Here is a 19,945-nt window from a genome sequence, read left to right as displayed (position 1 = left end):
TCTTTTGCAGCCCGGGTAATCCAAGACGTATGTCCGGCAGTTTTGATCGCGTGCGCGTCCTCATCATCGAGGACAATCAGCACATGTCGAAAATCCTGAGGGTTATTCTTCAGGGGCTCGGCGTGCGTGTGATCGAGGAAGCGCGCGATGCCGAAACTGCCATCACCACACTTCATGAATTCAACCCGGACATCGTGGTCGTCGACTACATGCTCCACGGCGAGATGACCGGGCTCGATTTTGCCCGCTATGTCCGCAATGATTCAGATAGTCCGAACAAGTACCTGCCGCTGCTGATGGTCACCGGGCATACCGACAAGACGCGCGTCATCGAGGCGATCAATGCTGGCGTAAACGAATATCTCGCCAAACCTGTCCGCCCGATCGACATTTATAATCGTATGGTGTCACTGATCGAGCGGCCCCGACGTTTCGTGCGGGTACCGGGATATTTTGGCCCGGACCGCCGCCGCCGCCAGGATCCGATCTTCCAGGGGCCGTGGAAGCGCGCCCAGGACGAGGCGCGGATCAAGGCCCAGAAGGAAACCGAAGCGTGTGAGCGGGTCGACGAGTCCAGTGACGATGCGGAAGACGCGGCCTAGTCGAAGAGTTTCGACACCGACTCGTCGTTCGCGATCCGGCGGATCGCTTCACCCAGCAGCGGCGCAATCGACAATTCCCGAACCGATTTGGTCTTGAAGGATCCATCGCCGACCGCGATGGAATCAGTCACCACGAGTTCGGTCAGTTCGGACTTGTCGATCCGCTCGCGGGCCTTGCCCGAAAGGACGCCGTGCGTCGCATAGGCGGCGACCGAAATGGCGCCGCGCTCTTTCAATGCCGCGGCGGCATTGCACAGCGTGCCACCAGAATCGACGATATCGTCGAAGATGATGCAACGGCGGCCATCAACATCACCGATGATGTTCATCACTTCGGACTGGCCGGCCTTGGGGCGGCGCTTGTCGACGATGGCGATATCGGCGTTCAGACGGCTGGCCAGCGCGCGGGCGCGAACCACACCACCGACGTCAGGGGAAACGATCATCAGGTCGGACTCGCCGTATTTGCGGCGGATGTCATCTTCGAAAACCGGTGTAACAAAGAGGTTGTCGGTCGGGATGTCGAAGAATCCCTGGATCTGGCCGGCGTGCAGATCGAGCGTCAGCACCCGGTCGGCCCCAGCCTGCGAGATCAGGTTGGCAACCAGCTTGGCCGTGATCGGCGTCCGGCCCCCCGTTTTCCGGTCCTGACGCGCATATCCGAAATAGGGGACAACCGCCGTGATCCGCTTCGAGCTCGCGCGCTTGAGCGCGTCGATGCAGATCAGCAATTCCATCAGGTGGTCGTTGGCCGGATTGGATGTCGACTGGATAAGGAAGACATCTTCGCCGCGCACATTCTCGGCGATACGGACGAAAATTTCGCCGTCGGAAAACCGTTCGATATCCGTCTCGGTCAACGGCGAGTCGAGATAGTTGGCGATCGCTTTCGCCAGGTCACGATTCGCCGTACCGGCCATAAGCTTCATTGGAGAGCGCCCCGCCATGCCTGCCTCGTCTGTGCCCGAACCGGGCCTCCGCTTATCAGACCGGGGCCAAGCATTAAACCCGTCAATTCATCCGGGCCGGTCAAATCCCGGCAATTGAGGCATATCAGGCGCGCCGATCGCGATGACCTTGAACAGATCGCCCATCTGACCCGGATCGGTCAGCCGCCACAGCTGGCGGGCGATGTCGGCCTTGCGGCCAGGGTTGGCGCGAAGGAGCGCGGCGGCGCGGGCTTCGATTCCCAGTCCGGTCAGGAAGGCACCTTGCGTGACGGGACCGGATACGGTCAGCCCGGCGTCGCGTGCGGCCGAGGCGAGGCTTTCAAAATCAACCCGGGCCGTGAGGTCGGCTGTTCCCGGTTCGCTCAAGGGGTCGACTTTCTCGTGGGACCGGATCGCCTGCAGCGTATCACCGGTCTCGCTTTGCGCCGGGCCGTAATCGATGAAAAGAGCGACGCCCGGTGACTGCCCGAACCGGTTGGCCAGCGCGTCGACCAGCTGCCGGTCACCGGGCCGGAGTTCGACCAGGCTGCCATCCGGCGCGTCCGTCAGGCGGTCAGGAACCAGCGCGTCGTCCTGACCAAGAGGCGGGCCGAGGACGTAGGCGAGCGTGTTCTCATCATCCGGTACGAAGCCGACCAGGCGTTCGTGCCAGACATCGTCCTTGCGCACGGCCTGACGAACCGGCAGGCAGTCGAGAAATTCATTGCCCCAGATGATTGCCGGTCCGGGCTTTACCTTTTCGAGTCCGTCAGCCCACCGCAGGGCGACGCCTGAATCGCCGAGGGTGCGGGCCTGTACCGCCTTCAGCGCAGCACTGGCTTCAATCAGGGTGACGGAAGCGCCAGCGGCGAATCCGTCAACTGCGCGCGCGGCGCGCAGGCCATCGGCCATCATGGTTCCGGTGCCAGGGCCGAGTTCAACCAGGTGAAAGGGCGATGGCCGGCCCATGTCCATCCAGATTTGCGCCGACCACAGGCCGATCAGCTCGCCGAACATCTGGCTGATGACGGGCGCGGTGATGAAATCTTCGCCCGCGCCAATCGGATTCTTGGTGGCGTAATAGCCGTCGCGCGGGTGGAAGAGCGCCTCGCCCATGAACGCGGCGATGCTGATCGGGCCGGTCTCGCGAATCCGGGCCTTTAGCCGTTCCGTGACTGTCGACTCTGTCACGAAAACCCTCAGGCCCGGGCCGGAGAACCGGTTTTCAGCGCGCGGTGCACGAGCCAGGCCCCAACGGCGATCATCGGGATGGAGAGCAGCATGCCCATGGTGACATAGCCCTGCAGGGCCTCCGGCATGTGGCTGTCGGGTTCCCGCACGGTTTCGAGCAGCGCCCGGAACAGGCCGTAGGAGAGCAGGAACAGGCCGGTATTCAGACCCGGGCGTGCCAGCGAGCGGAAGCGCCAGGTCGCGATATTGACGATGGCGAAGATGGCCAGTCCTTCCAGTGCCGCTTCATAGAGCTGGCTGGGGTGACGGCAGAGTCCGGCCGGGTCGGTTGCGAACCGCATCGCCCATGGCACGTCCGCAGCCCGGCCCCACAGCTCGCCATTGATGAAATTCGCCAGCCGTCCAAAGAACAGGCCGATGGGCGCGACGACGGCCGCTGCGTCAGCCACATTCCATAGCGACAATTTGCGGGCGCGCGACACGAAGAAGAGGGCGAGGCCGACACCGATCAGGCCGCCATGGAAGGCCATGCCGCCTTCGACTATTCCAGTGACGATCCAGAGCGGACGCTCCCAGATCGCGTTGATCTGGTAGAAGAGGACATAGCCGAGCCGTCCTCCGGCGATGACGCCGATGGCGGCCCAGAACAACAGGTCGTCGACGTCCTCCGTATTGAAAGGCGAAGCGCGTTCCTTGCCGCCGTGCGGCGTCCACAGTTTCGGGCGGCGCGCCAGCGCGATCATGTAGCGCCAGCCAATCATCAGCCCGGCGATATAGGCGACGGCATACCAGCGCAGATCGAATTGCAGTTCGCGGCCGAAAACCTCGAACGGGCCAATCGTGAAGATAATGGGATCGATCAGGTCGAAGGCCGGAATGCAGGACATCATGGTTCGCAATTTCCCTCGTGCCAGGGTGCCACATTGCATGGCCGGGCGTCCGACCGCATATAGGGGAGAACGAAGACAAAGGTAATGGCGCTTTTCCATGCAGACACGCAACCCGCTTCTCAACGATTTCGCTGAATTGATGACCGACGCCTTCGCTGCAGCGCAGGCCGCGGGCGACGAGGCGCGGACGGCGATGCGCGCGCAGGCCGAGAAATTCGTCGCGCACATGGATCTGGTCCCGCGCGAGGAATTCGAGGCGGTGAAAGCTGTTGCCGCTTCGGCACGGGCCGAGGTCGAAGCGCTGGAACAGCGTATCGCGGTACTGGAAGCCGCCGCGGCACCAAAACCTGTGGCCCGCAAGGCTCCGGCGAAGAAAGCGGCTGCGAAGAAGACGACCCGCAAATCGTCCTGACCCGTCCCTGATCTCACTGCGCCAAGTTGCGCCCGCCGCCGCTTCGGCCCTACCGTCGAAGCGAGCGGCGCGATTCGTTTGAAAACGCCCGCCACGAGGGGGAAAACATGGAACTTGCCTCCGAATACACCACGCTGGTCAGCGATCCGCTCGACGCGGTAGAGCAGGCCGTCATCGCCGAACAGCTGCCCTATGAACGTGATGATGGCGGCGAGCTGCATCTGAGCGCGCCGGGAGCCTGGCGCGACCACCAGATCTGGTTTGCCTGGCGTCCCGAGCTCGACGCGATCCACATCTGCGCCAGCCTGGAGCTGAAAACACCAGCCAACCGCTATCGTGAGGTCTGCGAGCTCGCTGCACGCCTGAACGAGAAACTCTGGTTCGGGCATTTCGATGTCTGGGCCGAGGACGGCGGGGTCATGTACCGCCATTCGGTACCGGTTCCGGCGGGCGAAACCCTGTCGCCGAACCAGGCTACCCTGATGCTGGGGGCAGCGCGCGAAGCCGGCGAACGATTCTATCCGGCCTTCCAGTTCCTGATCTGGGGCGGCAAGAGTGTGGAAGAAGCCGCGCAGGCTGCCATGTTCGAAACCGCCGGGGAGGCTTGAGACCAGACCGTGCCTGACACACGCCGCATCGCGCTCGTTGGAGCCGGCCGCATGGGAAGTGCCCTGGCCGAAGGCTGGCTGCGCGGCAAGCGCGGCCTCGACCCGGCGCGCCTGCTGGTCGTCGCACCGTCGCTCAGCGATCCCGGGCAGGCCCTTGTCAGCAAGCACGGGCTGAAAAGAGTCGAGGCGCTGGGACCGCGCATGGCCAAGGAGGTCGGACTTGTCGTGCTGGCTTTCAAACCCCAGCATTTCGAGAAGGCAGCCCCCGCGCTCGCCGAGGTTCTGCCCGAGGATTGTGCGATCGTTTCCATCCTCGCCGGGACCGGAATCCGGCACATGCAGGAAGTGTTCGGCGACCGGCCAATCATCCGTGCCATGCCCAATACGCCGACCTCCATCGGCAAGGGAATCACCGTGGCCATCGCCAACGAGGCCGGTGAGGCGCGCAAGGCAGAGGCCGAGCGACTGCTCAAGGTTGGCGGTCCGGTCGAATGGATCGAGGACGAACGCCTGATGGGCGCGGTCACAGCCGTCTCCGGTTCGGGACCGGCCTATGTCTTCCTGCTGGCCGAAGCGCTGGCCGGCGCGGGCGTGGGTGAAGGTCTGCCGCGCCCGCTGGCCGAGAAGCTGGCGCGCGAGACAATTATCGGGGCCGCGGCCCTGATGGAGAAGACCGGTCAGGACCCGCAAACCCTGCGCCGGGCTGTGACGTCTCCGGGCGGTACGACCCAGGCCGCGATAGACGTGATGATGGCAGGCGGCGGTTTGCCGGAAATGATGCGCCGGGCGATCAATGCCGCCGAGCGCCAATCGCGCAAGCTGGGTTCGGGTACGGGCCGTTAGGGCCGTCTACACCGGAAGCGTCAACGTCGCCCGCAAGCCGCCCATCGGGCTTTCCGACAAGCGTATCTCGCCGCCATGGCCCCGCGCGGCATCCCGGGCGATGGCAAGGCCGAGCCCAACCCCTTCGGTATTGAGATTGCGGGAGTCATCAAGCCGGGAGAACGGCTTGAAGGCTTCCTCGTGGAGTTCGGCCGGAATACCCGGACCGTCATCGTCGAAGATGATTTCCACCCGGCTGCCCTTTTTCCGCACCGACACCGCGGCCGTCTCGCCATAGGTCACGGCATTGGTCAGCAAGTTGGCCATGCAGCGCTTGATCACGCCGGGGCGGATGTCGGCGAAGATCCCGTCCTCGGCTTCGAGCGTCACGGCAGCGCCGGTGCGGCGCGTATCCTCGACCGTCTCGCGAACCAGGGCGGTGAGGTCGGTAGTCTGCGTTTCCTCGCCGGCCTGACCGCGTGCGAAGGCGAGATATTCGTCGAGCATGATTTCCATCTCGCAGACATCGCGCCGGGCCTCTTCGGTCTCGTCGGTCTTCGGCAACAGAGCGAGTTGCAGCTTCAGCCGGGTCAGCGGGGTCCGGAGGTCGTGGCTGACCCCGGCGAGCATTTCGGTGCGCTGTTCAAGGTGGCGCTTGATGCGTCCGCGCATTTCAAGGAAGGCGTGGGCAGCCTGACGCACCTCGCGGGCCCCGGCGGGTTTGAAATTCTCCGCGTCCTGGCCGCGTCCGAACTGCTCGGCGGCCTCGGCGAGGCGGCGGATGGGTTTGACCTGGTTGCGCATGAAAACAACCATGACGAGGCTTAGAAGCGCCGTCGCGCCGACCAGCCACAACAGGAAGATATGGCCCGTCGTGGCGAAGACCCGCTCCCGCACGGCAATGAAACGCAACACGCCGGTCTCGGTTTCGACCCGGATATCGACATAGGCCGGATAGCGCGTGGTATCGAACCAGACCGGGCGGTCGATATCAGCGGTCAGGGCCCGCCGCAGGGTTCGGTCGAGCGTCCGGAAGAAGGAGGTTCGGCGGCTGGTCGGCAGCGTCTCGCCAGGGCGGAAATCCACCGACAGGCGCATGGTCCGGTAGGCGGTCTCTGCGAGCGGTTCAAACGCGATCTCGTCCTCGCCGGTCTGTTCGAACAGTTCGGTCATCATCGCGACATCGCCCGCGACGCTCTCCGACAGGCGGCTGGTGACAGTCTCCCAGTGCTCTTCGAAGAAGGCCCAGGCGATCAGGGCCTGCATTACCGCGACCGGGAAGACGAAGATCAGCAGCGAGCGGGCGAACAGCCCCTTGGGCAGATAGCGTTTGAGCGGACCCATGCCGCGATCCTAGTCCTCGAAGACGGCGTCGGCCATCAGCTTGTAACCTTCACCCCTCACGGTATGCAGGTGCAGGGGCTGGCGGGGGTCGGCTTCGATCTTGCGCCGCAGCCTTGTCATCTGGACATCGACGGCGCGTTCGCCGCCTCCCGCGGTTTCCGAGAGATCATAGCGGCTGACGGTCGCGCCGGGCGTTGTCGCCAGCGCGGTCAGCAAGGCCGCTTCTCCACCGGTAAGGCGGACACGTTCGCCATTATGCTCGAGCGCTTCGCGGCTAATGTCATAAGTCCAGTTGCCGAAGCGGACCTTGGTGTGGCCGGTCTCGACCACGCGTGAGCGGCGCAGGATCGCGCCGATCCTGAGAACCAGTTCTTCCGGTTCGAAGGGCTTGGGCAGATAGTCGTCAGCCCCCAGGGTCAGCCCCTTGATGCGATCCTCGGCCTCCCCGCGCGCGGTCAGGAGGATGACCGGCGTGTCGCCTGTCTTGCGGACCTCGGCCGTCAGGTCGAACCCGTTCATGCCCGGCATCATCACGTCGAGAATGAGGAGGTCGAACTCGACCGAACGCAACATGGCGATGGCCTTGGCCGCATCCGGGGCTGCGCTGACGCGGAAGCCGCGCTCGCCGAGAAAGCGTTTCAGCAGATTGCGGATCCGGTCGTCATCGTCGACGACGAGAATGTGTGCGTCATTATCGGACGTCTTGGCCATGGTCTTCGCGTCCTAGCCGCTTTTCCCGCGCCGGGGAAGCAGATAGCCGAGGCCCGTGTAGAGGCTCAGCGCAGCCGCCAGCCAGAGGAGGACAATCCAGGTCTCATAGGCCCAGCTCCCGCCGTCCTCGACCAGAATACGGAGCAGGAAAAACCAACCGATTGCTGCCATTTCCATGACCGTCTTCATCTTGGCGGAAAAGGTCACGGGCAAAGGGTTTGACGACTGGCCCAGCCGGGCGAAACGGACCCCTGTCATCACGACATCGCGGGCGAGAATGGCGGCCACCGGTGCCGCGATCATGATCCAGCCGTCCGCCATCAGTACAAAGACAACCAGAAAGGACGCGACGAAAATCTTGTCGGCAATCGGGTCGATCACTGCGCCGAAGTTCGAGACGGCGTTCAACTTGCGCGCCAGCCATCCATCCAGCCCGTCGGTTATCGCACCGGCGATGAACAGAATGAGGGCATAGAGCCACCACTGCTCGGCGTCGGCCTCACTGGCGGCCGACGCGCTGATCCACAGGCAGACGGCCCCCGCCGGACCGGCCGCGCAGCGCAGTAGCGTCAGGATATTCGGTATCTGGCGGATCATTTCAGCCCTCGCGGAACCAGTCATAGATGCGTTTGGCCATCGCGCCCGAGACCCCGTCGACACCTTCGAGATCAGAGAGGGCGGCACGTTCCACAGCCTTGGCCGAACCGAAATGGGCAAGCAAGGCCTTCTTGCGCGACGGGCCGACACCGGGAATGCCATCGAGCGGATTGTCGCGAATGGCGCGCTGGCGCTTGGCCCTGTGTCCGCCGATGGCGAAGCGGTGGGCTTCATCGCGCAGGCGCTGGAGATAATAGAGCACCGGGTCATTCATCGGCAGTTTGAAGGGCGGTTTTCCCGGCATGTAGAAGGCCTCGCGGCCCGCATCGCGCTCCGGCCCCTTGGCGATGGCGGCGACCGGGATGTCTTCCAGACCGAGATCGGCCATGACCTCCATCACCGCGGAAAGCTGGCCCTTGCCGCCGTCGATCAGGACGAGGTCGGGCACGGGAGCCCCATCCTCGCGCTCTCGCAGCAGCCGCGAAAAGCGGCGGCGAAGCATCGCCGCCATCATGGCAAAATCGTCATTCGTTCCCGCATCGTCGCCCTTCATGTTGAAGCGGCGGTAGTGGGGTTTGGAGAAGCCTTCCGGTCCGGCCACGATCATCGCACCGAGCGCATTCGTGCCCTGGATGTGTGAGTTGTCGTAGACCTCGATCCGCTCGGGCGGGGCGTCGAGGCCGAAGACTTTCGCCACACCCTTCAGAAGCTGGTTCTGGGTCGCGGTTTCCGATAGGCGGCGCGACAGCGCCTCACGCGCATTGTTGCGGGTCTGGGCGACGAGTTTCTTCTTTTCGCCGCGTGACGGCGCATGGATCGTCACCTTGCGGTTCGCCCGGATCGTCAGCGCTTCCGCGATCAGGTCCGAATCTTCCGGCGCATGAGAGGTGAGGATCAGGGACGGGGCGGGGCGGTCGTCGTAGAACTGGGCAAGGAAGGCAGCGATGATTTCCGCCGGTTCGGCGTCGGCTTCATGGCGCGGGAAGAAGGACTGGTTCCCCCAGTTCTGCCCGGCCCGGTAGAAGAAGACCTGCACGCAGCTCTTCCCGCCATCCTGTGCGAGCGCGACGATGTCGGCCTCCTCAACGCCATCGGGATTGACGCCCTGGTCGGTCGTGACGGCTGCGATAGCGCGGATGCGATCACGCAGTCGCGCTGCGGTTTCGAAGTCGAGCGCGTCGGAGGCTTCGGCCATTTCCTTGCTGAGGCCTTCGCGCAGGGCATTCGATTTGCCACGCAGGAAGGCTTCGGCCTGATCGACTAGCGCGCCATAGCTGTCCTCACTGATCAGCCCGACGCAGGGCGCGGCGCAACGCTTGATCTGGTGGAGCATGCAGGGGCGTGTGCGGCCCTCATAGACGCTGTCCGAACAGGTGCGCAGCAGGAAGGCTTTCTGCAGCGTGTTGAGTGTCTGGTTGACCGCCCCAGCGCTGGCGAATGGGCCGAAATAGTCGCCATTCTTCTTGCGCGCGCCACGGTGTTTCAGGATCTGCGGCGCAGCGTGGTCCTTGCGGATGAGGATGTAGGGGAAGGACTTGTCATCGCGCAGGATGATGTTGAAGCGCGGTTTCAAGCGCTTGATCAGGTTGGCTTCGAGCAGCAGCGCCTCGGTCTCGGTCGCGGTAACGACGAACTCCATCGACCGGGTCAGGGCGATCATCAGGGCGATGCGATTGGTGTGACCGCCGGTCTTGGCGTAGTTCGACACCCGGTTTTTCAGGTTTTTTGCCTTGCCGACATAGAGCACTTCGCCGTCCTCGCCGAACATGCGGTAGACACCGGGCTTGCCGGGCAGATTCTTCACATATGCAGCGATAATTTGCGGTCCGCTCCGCCCGGCACCATCTTCTGGCGGCGGGGCCGGAACGTCGCCCGCGTCAATCGGTGGCCGGTCGGGTCGGGAGGCTTTCATGACAACCAAAATCGCGCTCGTGACCGGCGCTGGCAAGCGGCTGGGTGCAGAGATCGCCAAGGGCCTCGCTGCGGACGGGCATGAGGTGATCGTTCATTTCAACACCTCGGCAGACGAGGCCGACGCCACGGTTGAGACAATTCGTGCGTCCGGTGGTCAGGCACGGACTGCCGGGTTTGACCTGTCCGACACGGGCGGGATTGCCAATTTCATGGACGGGCTGGGGCGGATTGACATCCTGGTCAATTCCGCCTCCGTCTTCGAGTTCGATGCGCCCGAGCACATCGACCATGACCGCATGGAGCTGGCGCTGAAGGTCAATCTGATGGCCCCGGCGCTGCTGGCGTCCGCGATGGCGAAGGGGCATACGGGGCGCAGTTCCGGCTGTGTGATCAATCTGCTCGACCAGAAGCTCTTCAATCTCAATCCGGATTTCTTCTCCTACACGCTGTCAAAGGCCGGATTGCTGGCGGCGACCGAAACCATGGCGATGGCGTTTGCCCCGCGTGTGCGGGTCAACGGAATCGCGCCGGGCATCACCCTGCCATCTGCTGGCCAGAGCCAGGCTGATTTCGAACGCGCCCACCGCAACAATCCGATGCAGGGCGGGGCAGAGCCGGCGGACATCGTCCGTGCAGTGCGCTTCATCCTTGCGACGCCATCCATGACAGGCGAGACGATTGCCATTGACGGGGGCCAGCATCTCGATCCGCGCCCGCACGATGTGATGTTCGACGGAAAGGACCGGTCATGAATCTGGCCCAGATCATCGAGGACGCGCTCACCGGTTCAGCCGGGAACGACGTATTCGTCTATCGGCTCGACGGGGTGATGCTGAATATCGAGATCGGCATTCATGACCATGAACGCGGCCGCCGTCAGCGTATCCGCGTCGATGTCGTCACCGTCGTCAGTGCGAAGGACTGGGACGGTTCGGATTCGATCGGCGGCGTTGTCGATTACGATTATCTGCTCGACGCCATCGAGACGCTGCAGGAACGCCAGTTTGACCTGCAGGAAACGCTGTGCGGGGAAATTCTCGACGCGGCCCTCGTGCCAGGACCGGTGCTCGCCGCGGCCGTTACCACGCGCAAAACCGATGTCTATGAGCACGCCGAATCGGTCGGACTCACCCGCTTCCGCCGGAAATAATATGCGTCAGAACGGATTGATGGCGTATCCCTCGGCCTGGAGCATGGCATGGGCGGTCATCGCCGACAGCGCCATGTCGACACCGGGCTGAAGATCGCCGGTTCCCACATCGTAATAAGCCGCTGACTGGCCGCAGACATAGATACGCACGCCCTGCGCCACGAGCGCAGCGATGAGCGCTTCGTTGGCGTTTTCCGCGCCGTCGTGGGCCGCGCCATAGACGTCTGCATTCGCGACATCGCGTACCGCGCGACCGTGGACCACGACGGCCAGGTTGATGTTCGCCGGATCGACCCCCGCCTCAGCATGCATGTTCAGGAAACGCGCGGCCGAGGTCAGTGTGCGATGGAGCTCGCCCGGTTCGGCTTCGGTCGCGGTATCGAAACTGAGGCGCAGGGTTTCCGGCACATCGACTGTCGTATCGACGGCGGCGACATTACCAAACTCCGGGATCAGCGATCCGGGATGAAAGGCATCGGGGCCGGCGAGCGCTGGAGCGGTGAGGACGGTAGCAAGTGCGGCGGTCGCGAAGAGGCGCATGACTGAGATCTCCGAAATGGCGTTTCGGAGCAGTATGGCAATATCGGCAGGCGGGGTCAGCCCCGGCGGAGAACCGCTTTCTCCCCACAGGAGGGCCGGCGGATTTCGACCGCGACGAGACCCGGAAGTGTGGGCTCCAGCCGGTCGAAGACATAGGCGGCTATTGCTTCGAGGGAGGGTTTTTCCAGGCCTTCGATCTCGTTGAGCAGGCGATGATCAATCGTGTCGATCACGGCCTTCACTGCCGCCTCGATTTCCCAGAAATCCTTGACCCAGCCGGCCTCGTCATTGGGATGACCGGCGAGCGTCACCGTGCCGGCAAAGGAATGTCCGTGCATGCGCTTGAACGGATGAGCATCCGGCTTGTGCTCGAAATAGTGAGCCGCTTCGAAGGTAAAGTCCTTCGAGATTTCCAGTCGTGTGTTCGGCATGGGCGAGGGGCCTGTCAGGGCAGCTGGATCTGGTTCATGTAGGCGAGGGCGGCGATATACGCCCCATAGCCCAGGAACAAAAGCCCGCCCATCACACGCCCGATGGGGCGGCTGGTGAGGATCCACAAGAAGAGGAGCGTGCTCGCGCCGAGCATCACCCAGAAATCAAAGTCCATGAAGGAGGCGGCGACGGTGAGTTCGGTTCCGGCGGCACCGGCGGCAAGAGCGGCCCCGCCGCCCACGGCGAAGACGTTGAACACATTTGAGCCGAGCACATTACCGATGGCCAGATCGGCTTGACGGCGGAAGGCGGCGACGAGGACGGTGGCAAATTCGGGCAATGACGTGCCCAGTGCCAGGACGGTCAGACCGATCACGGTGTCACTGACGCCGAGAAGCTCGGCAGCCCGCGACCCGCCCAGCACGATCATGTGGGCACCACCAGGCAGGGCGATGATGCCCACGATCAGCATCAGGGCGATCGTCGCTGATGATTTGGGCAGGCCCGGTGCGGTCTCGGCTTCCAGCAATTCGGCGACCATCGGGTCATCCGGCTTTCGGCGCGACAGAAGACCGAGATAGCCGATAAAAGCAACGATGCACGCAAACAGCACCGCACCCTCGATCAGGTCGATCGCGCCGTCGCGGCCCGCATAAATGAGTGCACCACTGGCAATCAGCGCAATCAGCGCGTTGCGTTTGACGCCGGGGCTAGATGTGCCAATGGCTCCGAACAGCGCTGGGACGCCGAGCACGAACAGCACGTTGGCGATGTTCGATCCGACGATATTCCCCACCGCCAGCCCCGGAGCACCCGAAAGCGCGGCATCAATCGAGACGACGAGTTCCGGTGCCGACGTTCCGAACGCGACAATGGTCAGCCCGACCAGAAGCGACGGAAGCTTCCATCGTCCGGCGAGGGCAACAGCTCCGCGGATCAGGAGATCGCCGCCAAACAGGAGGACGACGATCCCGATCAGTATCAGGGCGAGGGCAAGCGTCAGGGACATTCAGGTCTGAAGTGAGGCCGTGGCCGGTCAGTCGAGACGCTTGAATTCGATGAGGTTCAGCAGGGCGAAGATGCCGACAACGCTGCCGAGCGCGACGAGTGAGAACATGCGCGTGACTCCCTGAAATGGAGTTGATCCGGATTTGGCGCAGTCATACCGCGCCTTTCCCTCCCCGGCTAGCACAAGGATGCCGGGAAGTGTAGGTCATCTGCATGAGCCTTCGTGTCAAAGCCGAACCGGTACTGCGCCCGCTGATGCAGGCCTGGTGGCGTGTACGGCGGCCAATGACGATGGGGGTGCGGGCCCTGGTCGAAAATGACGCAGGTCACGTCCTCCTTGTCCGGCACACCTATGTCGATGGCTGGTTTTTCCCCGGCGGCGGGATCGAGCGCGGCGAAACCGCTGAAGACGCGCTCGTCAAGGAGCTGGCCGAAGAGGCGGGCATAGCGCCGACCGCGCCACCGGACCTGTTCGGCATCTATTCCAATGAGCGGGTTTTCCGCGGTGATCACGTCCTGCTCTACCGGGTGCGGCACTGGCAAGTGTGCGGTGGTGAGAAGGCTGGGGAAATTGCCGAAACCGGCTGGTTTGATCCCTATCATCCGCCTGAAGGCATAACCGGCGGCACGCAGCGGCGGTTGCGCGAGGTGTTTTCCGGCGAGGCCCGGACGTCGGCCTGGTAGGGCTATTCCAGTACTGATGCCAGTAAGGCGTCCGACAATTGCTGTCCCCGTACGCTGAGTTCCCGGCGTTCAGCCTCTGCTTCGGCCCCGCAGCGGATTCGGCTGCTCCGCTGGACCTGGTATCCGTCATTGAAGGCCCGGATCAGGCGTTCGCGGCGATTGCCGGAGACAGGTGCCTCCAGCTCGAGAAGCTCGATCATGCGGGCGCGCCATTGCTGGGCCGAGCTGCCCTCGCACGAATAGGCGAGGTAGTGCAGTTCGCCGAGCGTGTAGGCGAGATAGGGCAGGGACCGCCCCGGATCGGCAAAGGGATCGCGCTCCGCGTCCTCGCCGTCCGGCTTCTGCGCGGTGGCGGCTCCGGACAGGAGCAGGAGACAGGCAAGGGCGGCGAAGCGGTTCATGGCAGATGCTTTAAGTGCCCGATTGCGGCAAAGGCGGGGCGATGACGCGCCGTGTCTCGTCCCATTCCACCCGCTTTATGGCGTCCTCCACGGGGAAAAAGCGGGCATCGGCGGCATCGTCCGTAGCCACCGGTTCACCCGACACCCATTCGGCCTCGAAATCAATCAGCACATAGTGCTGTCCGTCCATGATCGAATCGACCACGTCGATGAGGCGGGTGATGCGGGCGGTCACGCCAGTTTCCTCAGCGAGCTCACGCAGCGCGGCCTCGCGGACCGTTTCGCCGAAATCGAGCTTGCCGCCGGGAATGGACCAACGGCCCTTCAGCGGTTCACGGCCGCGTTTTACCAGGAGGACCTGATCCCCTTTGCGGCAGACGACACCGACGCAGGCGAGGGGGCGTTGACCGTCGCTCAATTCGGGCACTCCTTGACCTTGGCTTCCAGGGCGGCAGGTTAGCGGGACAATTCAGGAAATCGACCCATGTGCGGACGCTACGACATATCGGACTCGGCTGCCCAGATGGCCTTGCTGTTCAATCTTGGCCTGACCGGCGACACATTACCGGCCGGAGAGATCGCGCCGACGGCCGCCGGAGCCGTTGTCGCATTGGGTGCCGACGGCACCCGCAAGGCCGTCGTGATGCGCTGGGGGCTGGAGCCGGGCTGGATGCGCGAGCCGCCGTCGCGGCCGATCTTCAATGCCCGTTCCGAGACGGTGGAGGACAAACCGATGTTCCGCACCGCCTTTGCCAAACGGCGGGCGCTGGCCCCGGCCTCGGCTTTCTATGAGTGGCAGGGCGAGCCAGGGGCCAAGACCCGCTATCGCTTCACCCGGCCGGATGGATCGCCGATGGTGTTCGCCGGTCTGTGGGAAAAGCGAAAGCTAGACAGTGGCGAACTGAAGCTGACCTATACGATCCTGACCTGCGCGGCGAATGGTGATGTGGCTGACTATCACGACCGGATGCCGGTCATTCTCGGGCCCGATCAGTGGGATGTCTGGCTGAACGCCGAATCACCGCTGCCGGTGATCAAGGACATGCTGCAACCGGCACCCGACGGGTATCTCGAGGCCGCGAAAGGTTAGACTGGTGCCCTGGGTTTATTTCGCTACCCAGCCGCCATCGACCGAGATCGAGGTGCCGTTGCATGAGGCCCCGGCGTCCGACACCAGGTAAAGCAGCGCGCCGACAAGCTCGTCATACATGACGAATTTCTTGGTCGGTTGGGCGGCGAGCATGACGTCGCGAACGACCTCTTCTTCGCTGATCCCGCGCGCCTTGGCGGTGTCGGCGATCTGGCCTTCGACCAGCGGCGTCTTCACATAGCCCGGACAGATCGCGTTGACGGTGATACCGGCCTCGGCGACTTCCAGGGCGACGGTCTTGGTCAACCCCATAATGCCATGTTTTGCAGCGACATAGGCGGACTTGAAGGGCGAGGCGACGAGGGCATGGGCTGACGCCAGATTGACGATCCGGCCACGGCCCTGTGCCTTCATGATCGGCACCGCCGCCTTGATCGTATGGAAAGCCGAGCTGAGATTGATGGCCAGAATGGCATCCCACTTCTCGGTCGGGAATTCATCGACCGGGGCGACGTGCTGGATGCCGGCATTGTTGACGAGAATGTCGACCCGCCCGAACTCGGACTGGGCGAAAGCGATCATTTCCGCGATCTCGTCAGGCTTGAGCATGTTCGCCGCGTGATAGCGCACCTCGACGCCATGGTCCTTTGCGATGCGGGCGCGCAGCGCCTTGATGGAATCGAGATCACCGAGGCCATTGAGGACGATATTCGCGCCGTTCGCGGCGAGGCCCTCGGCGAGAGCCGCCCCGATGCCGCTCGTCGAGCCGGTGATGACGGCCGTCTGGCCGGAGAGATCGGTCTTTATGCCGGACATGTCGTGTGATCAGCCTCTTTTCGGCGCGGGTTGGGGCCGCGAGAATTCAAGCGTGGTGTCGGTGCTGGCTTCGGGATCGAAGCGATAGCCCTCGACATTGAAGTCCTTCAACTTCGCGGGGTCGTCAATCCGGTTGTCGATGATCCAGCGCGCCATCAGGCCGCGTGCGACCTTGACGAACATGAAGAGTGAGCGGGCCTTGCCGCCTTTGATCTCCTTGAAGGCGACGTCGATCACGTTGGCGTCGAGCGTCTTCTTGTCGACCGCGCGGAAATATTCATTGGACGCAAGATTGAGAATGGTCCGGCTCTTGTGACCATCGAGCGTCCTGTTGAGCGTCTTCGCGATGTCGGAACCCCAATAATCGTAGAGCGTCTCGCCGCGGCGGGTCTTCAGCCTGGTACCCATCTCGAGCCGATAGGGCTGAATGGCGTCAAGCGGGCGCAGCACACCGTAAAGGCCGGACAGCATGCGCAACCGGTCCTGCGCCCAATCGAGATCGCCGGCCTTCATCGATCGGGCGTCCAGACCGCGATAGACTTCGCCGGCAAACGTCATGATCGCTGGCTGACCGTCGGCATTCTTCGCCGGGTCGAAGGCCCGGAAGCGCTCATAGTTCAGTTGGGCGAGATCGTCCGACAGGCCCATCATCGACTTGATCTTCGTCCGCGTCTGATTGCGGGTCGTCTTCGACAGGATCGCAGCGCGATCCATCAATTCCGGTTCGGTCGTGGCCGGGGAAATCGGGGCGGGATCGAAATCGAGCCGTTTGGCCGGCGAGAGCAGAATCAGCATGGGGAATTGAGCCTCCTTGCCTTCCCATGTAGCGGCGGGTGGGTCCGCGTCAAAGGGTCAGTCCGCGATCAGCACTCGCGGGTTCATGATGTTTTCCGGGTCGAGCGCGGCCTTTACGCTGCGCATCAGCGCAACATCGAGCGGGCGGCGCGCGGCCAGATCCGCGCTTTTAAGAACGCCGACCCCGTGCTCGGCGGCAATCGAGCCATTATATCGCGTGACCAGTTCGAACACGGCCTCGGTCGCCGGGCGGCAGGAGGCGAGGAAGTCTTCTCCGGTGCCGGGCTGCTGGCTGGCGATGTTGAAATGGACATTGCCGTCGCCGACATGGCCAAAGGCGATGACATTCGCGTCCGGGATCATGGACTCGATCAGCGCCGTGGCCTCCTTGATGAAGGCGGGCATGCGCGAAACGGGGATCGACAGATCGTGCTTGGCCGCCTTGCCGTGCGCTTTCTCCGCTTCCGCGATAGGCTCGCGCAATTGCCAGAGCGCCAGCGCCTGGGCCTCGTTTTCAGCGATCACAGCGTCCTTCACCAGGCCGGACTCCAGTGCATGGCCGAGGCCCGCTTCCATCATGGCGCGCCCTTCGCCGTTACGCGCCGCGCCGATTTCCACGAGCACATGCCAGGGATGCCGACTGTCCAACGGGTCGCGCGTACCTGGAATGTGCTTCAGCACCAGGTCGAGCGCATTGCGCGGTACGAGTTCCAGAGCCGAGAGGGCACCGCCTGTCGCAGCTTTCAGATCGCCGAGCAGGGTAACCGCATCGTCCGGCGAGGCGACCGCAGCCCAGGCAACGCAGGTTTCGGCGGGACGGGGAAACAGTTTCAGCGTTGCTGCCGTGACAATGCCGAGCGTGCCTTCCGCCCCGATGAAAAGCTGTTTGAGGTCGTATCCCGAATTGTCTTTCCGCAGGCCCCGCAGCCCGTTCCAGATCTGGCCGTCAGGCAGGACGGCCTCAATCCCGAGGACCAGGTCGCGCATCATGCCGTAGCGCAGGACATGGACGCCGCCGGCATTGGTGGAGATGAGCCCGCCAATCGTGGCGCTGCCCTGACTGCCCAGGCTCAGGGGGAAGAGGCGGCCGGCCTCGCGCGCGGTCTCCTGCACGGTTTCAAGAATGCAGCCGGCTTCGACGGTGAGGGAGTCGTTGGCCGTATCGGTCTCGCGAATCGCGGTCATGCGCTTGAGGCTGATCAGCACTTCGCCCTTTGGCGTTGCGCCACCGACCAGCCCGGTATTGCCGCCCTGCGGGGTGATGGCGATGCCGTTCGCGGCGCAGATCCTGACCGCTTCGGCGACCTCCGCTGTCGTGGCGGGCTTTAAAAGGATGGGGGTTTCGCCGCGATAGCGCCCCCGCCAGTCCGTGACGTGCGGATCCAGTTCCGCCGGGTCGTCGCTCCAGCCTTTCGGCCCCAGCGCGGCTTTCAGCTGGTCCAGTGTGGCGGTGTTGATCATGCCAGTCCTCGCGGCGCGGCAGCGCGTTCCAGGCGATCATTGATGGCTTCGCCGAGGCCTTCAACCGGGATGGGTGCAACAGCGATCCGAACCGCGCCGGTCCGGTCGAGCGTGCGCAAATGGGCAAACAGGTTGGCGGCGGCCTCGGCGAGATCTCCCTTACGGGACAAGTTGAGTGTGGCGCGCGGGGTATTGCCAAATCCGAGGAAAGCCTCTCCGGGACGTGCCGAACTGGCGTTCAGCCGTAGCGGCGTGCGCGGCGCATAATGACTGGCCAGCATACCCGGTGACGCGACCGGACCATCCGGCGCAGGCCGGGCAAGGGGACCAATCACCGCTTCGATTGTTTTTCGGGCGATGCCGCCGGGGCGCAACAGGGCCGGCTTCGGGCCGACGAGGGAGATAACCGTCGATTCAAGGCCGACCCGGCACGGTCCGCCATCAAGGATCAGGTCGATTTTGTCGCCCAGCCCTTCCGCGACATGGGCCGCGGTCGTCGGGCTGACTCCGCCGGACGGATTGGCGCTGGGGGCAACAAGCGGTCCGACGAATGTGGTGAGCAAGCCCAGGGCACCAGGATGGTCAGGCTGGCGCAGGGCTATCGTGTCGAGGCCCGCGCTCGCCAGATCACTGACCGGACCATCGGCACGCCGCGGCAGAACCAGCGTCAACGGGCCTGGCCAGAACGCCGCGATGCAGGTTCCGGCCAAAGGCCCGATTTCGGCGCAGGTCCGGGCCATGTCGAGACCCGAGACATGGGCGATCAGCGGATTGAAACGCGGGCGGCCCTTGGCTTCGTAAATCCGGGCGACGGCCCTCCCGTTCGCGGCATCGGCAGCGAGGCCATAGACCGTCTCGGTGGGCATGGCGACAAGCCCGCCCTCGCGCAATATCTGCGCGGCGCGTTCCAGCGCGTTCGTGTCGTCGGCAGGCAGGATGGCGGCGGTCATGGCGCGCAGTATCGCCGGGCTGTGCTGCCCGGCAAGCCTAGGGCGCTTCTGTGGCCTCAATATGGATATTGACCGTCACGTCGACCGCGGCGTCGCCCCAGGCCGAGCCGCCAATTCCGAAATCGTCCCGGTGCACGACCAGCTGGCCGTCGGCTGTCGCGCGCGCGCCGTCGATCGCAAGGCGGAAGTCCAGCGTGGCAGGGCGTGTTTCACCCCTGATCGTCAGTTCGCCGTCGGCAGAAAAGCAGCGCGCGGGTGGTTCTGCTTCGCAATCCATCACCTCTGAAATCGCCGTAGAAACAAAGCGCGCATCGGGGTGGGCTTCCGGGTTGAACCCGGCTCGACTTTGAAGCGGATCGTTGAATTCGCTCGAGCCGGCATCGACTGAGGCTACGCCAGCGCGGGCTTCGATCCGGCCATCACCGGGCGCGTCGGGATCAAGGCGGATATCGGCTTCAAAATCCGTGATCTCGCCGGACACCGGCCCGCCGAAGGCTTCGGTTTCGAACGTCATCGTGCTGGCATCGGTATCCACGACCCAGTCACTCGCCCAGGCAGCGGGAGCCGCCAGCAGCGCAATCAACGCGGTTTTGAACAT

At 63.8% G+C, this 19,945-nt stretch carries 25 protein-coding genes; 8 read left to right on the top strand and 17 right to left on the bottom strand.

Going from position 1 to position 19,945, the window contains the following annotated elements; translation table 11 throughout:
• Positions 1–29 precede the first annotated feature (29 nt).
• On the top strand, positions 30–602 hold the full coding sequence (locus tag V0U35_RS12165; protein WP_330196994.1) for a response regulator: 573 nt from the start codon (positions 30–32) through the stop codon (positions 600–602).
• Here the strand turns inward: V0U35_RS12165 and V0U35_RS12160 are convergent.
• The 3 genes from V0U35_RS12160 to lgt all read right to left on the bottom strand — a co-directional run bounded on the left by V0U35_RS12160 (position 599) and on the right by lgt (position 3,612).
• Complete coding sequence (locus tag V0U35_RS12160) at positions 599–1,531, bottom strand: ribose-phosphate pyrophosphokinase (RefSeq protein ID WP_330196993.1); 933 nt, start codon at positions 1,529–1,531, stop codon at positions 599–601. The two genes, V0U35_RS12165 and V0U35_RS12160, sit on opposite strands and share 4 nt — an antisense overlap.
• 87 nt (positions 1,532–1,618) lie before the next feature.
• The gene (locus V0U35_RS12155) at positions 1,619–2,722 is read right to left on the bottom strand and encodes a class I SAM-dependent methyltransferase (RefSeq protein ID WP_330196992.1); all 1,104 of its coding nucleotides are present in this window, start codon (positions 2,720–2,722) and stop codon (positions 1,619–1,621) included.
• Between the two features lie 8 nt (positions 2,723–2,730).
• Positions 2,731–3,612: a prolipoprotein diacylglyceryl transferase gene (gene lgt, locus V0U35_RS12150; protein ID WP_330196991.1), complete on the bottom strand. Its 882-nt coding sequence runs from the start codon at positions 3,610–3,612 to the stop codon at positions 2,731–2,733.
• 97 nt (positions 3,613–3,709) lie between these two features.
• Between lgt and V0U35_RS12145 the strand changes: the two genes are divergently transcribed.
• The 3 genes from V0U35_RS12145 to proC all read left to right on the top strand — a co-directional run bounded on the left by V0U35_RS12145 (position 3,710) and on the right by proC (position 5,475).
• Positions 3,710–4,024: an accessory factor UbiK family protein gene (locus tag V0U35_RS12145; protein ID WP_330196990.1), complete on the top strand. Its 315-nt coding sequence runs from the start codon at positions 3,710–3,712 to the stop codon at positions 4,022–4,024.
• Between the two features lie 107 nt (positions 4,025–4,131).
• On the top strand, positions 4,132–4,632 hold the full coding sequence (locus tag V0U35_RS12140; protein WP_330196989.1) for a type III secretion system chaperone family protein: 501 nt from the start codon (positions 4,132–4,134) through the stop codon (positions 4,630–4,632).
• A gap of 9 nt (positions 4,633–4,641) precedes the next feature.
• Entirely contained in the window at positions 4,642–5,475 is an 834-nt protein-coding gene (gene proC, locus V0U35_RS12135; protein WP_330196988.1) for a pyrroline-5-carboxylate reductase, read from the top strand.
• A 6-nt stretch (positions 5,476–5,481) separates the two neighbouring features.
• Here proC and V0U35_RS12130 read toward each other — a convergent pair whose 3' ends face one another.
• From V0U35_RS12130 to uvrC, 4 genes are read right to left on the bottom strand one after another with little or no spacing between them, the layout of a single operon-like run.
• The gene (locus V0U35_RS12130; protein WP_330196987.1) at positions 5,482–6,798 is read right to left on the bottom strand and encodes an ATP-binding protein; all 1,317 of its coding nucleotides are present in this window, start codon (positions 6,796–6,798) and stop codon (positions 5,482–5,484) included.
• 9 nt (positions 6,799–6,807) lie between these two features.
• Positions 6,808–7,509, bottom strand: a complete 702-nt coding sequence (locus tag V0U35_RS12125; RefSeq protein WP_330196986.1) for a response regulator — start codon at positions 7,507–7,509, stop codon at positions 6,808–6,810.
• Between the two features lie 12 nt (positions 7,510–7,521).
• Positions 7,522–8,106 (bottom strand): CDP-diacylglycerol--glycerol-3-phosphate 3-phosphatidyltransferase, encoded by a 585-nt coding sequence (gene pgsA, locus V0U35_RS12120; RefSeq protein ID WP_330196985.1) that lies wholly within the window; start codon positions 8,104–8,106, stop codon positions 7,522–7,524.
• 1 nt (position 8,107) lies between these two features.
• Positions 8,108–10,018 carry an excinuclease ABC subunit UvrC gene (gene uvrC, locus V0U35_RS12115; protein ID WP_330196984.1) on the bottom strand — a complete coding sequence of 637 codons (1,911 nt, stop codon included), beginning with the start codon at positions 10,016–10,018 and terminating at the stop codon, positions 8,108–8,110.
• Here uvrC and V0U35_RS12110 point away from each other — a divergent pair.
• Positions 10,017–10,772, top strand: a complete 756-nt coding sequence (locus V0U35_RS12110; protein WP_330196983.1) for an SDR family oxidoreductase — start codon at positions 10,017–10,019, stop codon at positions 10,770–10,772. The two genes, uvrC and V0U35_RS12110, sit on opposite strands and share 2 nt — an antisense overlap.
• Entirely contained in the window at positions 10,769–11,170 is a 402-nt protein-coding gene (locus V0U35_RS12105; RefSeq protein ID WP_330196982.1) for a dihydroneopterin aldolase, read from the top strand. Before V0U35_RS12110 ends, V0U35_RS12105 begins: the two co-directional genes overlap by 4 nt.
• Positions 11,171–11,176: 6 nt before the next feature.
• Here the strand turns inward: V0U35_RS12105 and V0U35_RS12100 are convergent, their stop codons facing one another.
• From V0U35_RS12100 to V0U35_RS12090, 3 genes are read right to left on the bottom strand one after another with little or no spacing between them, the layout of a single operon-like run.
• Positions 11,177–11,710 carry a DsrE family protein gene (locus V0U35_RS12100; protein WP_330196981.1) on the bottom strand — a complete coding sequence of 178 codons (534 nt, stop codon included), beginning with the start codon at positions 11,708–11,710 and terminating at the stop codon, positions 11,177–11,179.
• 56 nt (positions 11,711–11,766) lie between these two features.
• Positions 11,767–12,141: a 6-pyruvoyl trahydropterin synthase family protein gene (locus V0U35_RS12095; protein WP_330196980.1), complete on the bottom strand. Its 375-nt coding sequence runs from the start codon at positions 12,139–12,141 to the stop codon at positions 11,767–11,769.
• Positions 12,142–12,155: 14 nt separating this feature from the next.
• Entirely contained in the window at positions 12,156–13,151 is a 996-nt protein-coding gene (locus V0U35_RS12090; protein WP_330196979.1) for a calcium/sodium antiporter, read from the bottom strand.
• A 212-nt stretch (positions 13,152–13,363) separates the two neighbouring features.
• Between V0U35_RS12090 and V0U35_RS12085 the strand changes: the two genes are divergently transcribed.
• Positions 13,364–13,834: an NUDIX domain-containing protein gene (locus V0U35_RS12085; protein ID WP_330196978.1), complete on the top strand. Its 471-nt coding sequence runs from the start codon at positions 13,364–13,366 to the stop codon at positions 13,832–13,834.
• A 2-nt stretch (positions 13,835–13,836) separates the two neighbouring features.
• On the opposite strand, the gene V0U35_RS12080 is transcribed toward V0U35_RS12085, so the two are convergent.
• Entirely contained in the window at positions 13,837–14,235 is a 399-nt protein-coding gene (locus V0U35_RS12080) for a TIGR02301 family protein (protein ID WP_330196977.1), read from the bottom strand.
• Between the two features lie 10 nt (positions 14,236–14,245).
• Positions 14,246–14,662 carry an NUDIX hydrolase gene (locus V0U35_RS12075; protein ID WP_330196976.1) on the bottom strand — a complete coding sequence of 139 codons (417 nt, stop codon included), beginning with the start codon at positions 14,660–14,662 and terminating at the stop codon, positions 14,246–14,248.
• A 57-nt stretch (positions 14,663–14,719) separates the two neighbouring features.
• Here V0U35_RS12075 and V0U35_RS12070 point away from each other — a divergent pair, with 57 nt between their 5' ends.
• A complete protein-coding gene (locus V0U35_RS12070; protein ID WP_330196975.1) occupies positions 14,720–15,325 on the top strand; it encodes an SOS response-associated peptidase in 606 nt (201 codons plus the stop codon).
• Positions 15,326–15,340: 15 nt separating this feature from the next.
• On the opposite strand, the gene V0U35_RS12065 is transcribed toward V0U35_RS12070, so the two are convergent.
• From V0U35_RS12065 to V0U35_RS12045, 5 genes are read right to left on the bottom strand one after another with little or no spacing between them, the layout of a single operon-like run.
• A complete protein-coding gene (locus V0U35_RS12065) occupies positions 15,341–16,141 on the bottom strand; it encodes a 3-hydroxybutyrate dehydrogenase (RefSeq protein ID WP_330196974.1) in 801 nt (266 codons plus the stop codon).
• Between the two features lie 9 nt (positions 16,142–16,150).
• Positions 16,151–16,936 carry a peroxide stress protein YaaA gene (yaaA, locus tag V0U35_RS12060; protein ID WP_330196973.1) on the bottom strand — a complete coding sequence of 262 codons (786 nt, stop codon included), beginning with the start codon at positions 16,934–16,936 and terminating at the stop codon, positions 16,151–16,153.
• 57 nt (positions 16,937–16,993) lie between these two features.
• Positions 16,994–18,397, bottom strand: coding sequence for an FAD-binding oxidoreductase (locus V0U35_RS12055; RefSeq protein WP_330196972.1), 1,404 nt, complete (start codon positions 18,395–18,397; stop codon positions 16,994–16,996).
• Positions 18,394–19,347: an L-threonylcarbamoyladenylate synthase gene (locus V0U35_RS12050; RefSeq protein ID WP_330196971.1), complete on the bottom strand. Its 954-nt coding sequence runs from the start codon at positions 19,345–19,347 to the stop codon at positions 18,394–18,396. The genes V0U35_RS12055 and V0U35_RS12050 overlap by 4 nt, the downstream gene beginning before the upstream one ends.
• Positions 19,348–19,384: 37 nt before the next feature.
• Entirely contained in the window at positions 19,385–19,945 is a 561-nt protein-coding gene (locus tag V0U35_RS12045) for a YceI family protein (RefSeq protein WP_330196970.1), read from the bottom strand.

Source organism: Hyphobacterium marinum (assembly GCF_036330325.1).
GTDB classification, from domain to species: domain Bacteria; phylum Pseudomonadota; class Alphaproteobacteria; order Caulobacterales; family Maricaulaceae; genus Hyphobacterium; species Hyphobacterium marinum.
This window is presented reverse-complemented; position numbering and strand designations above follow the sequence as displayed.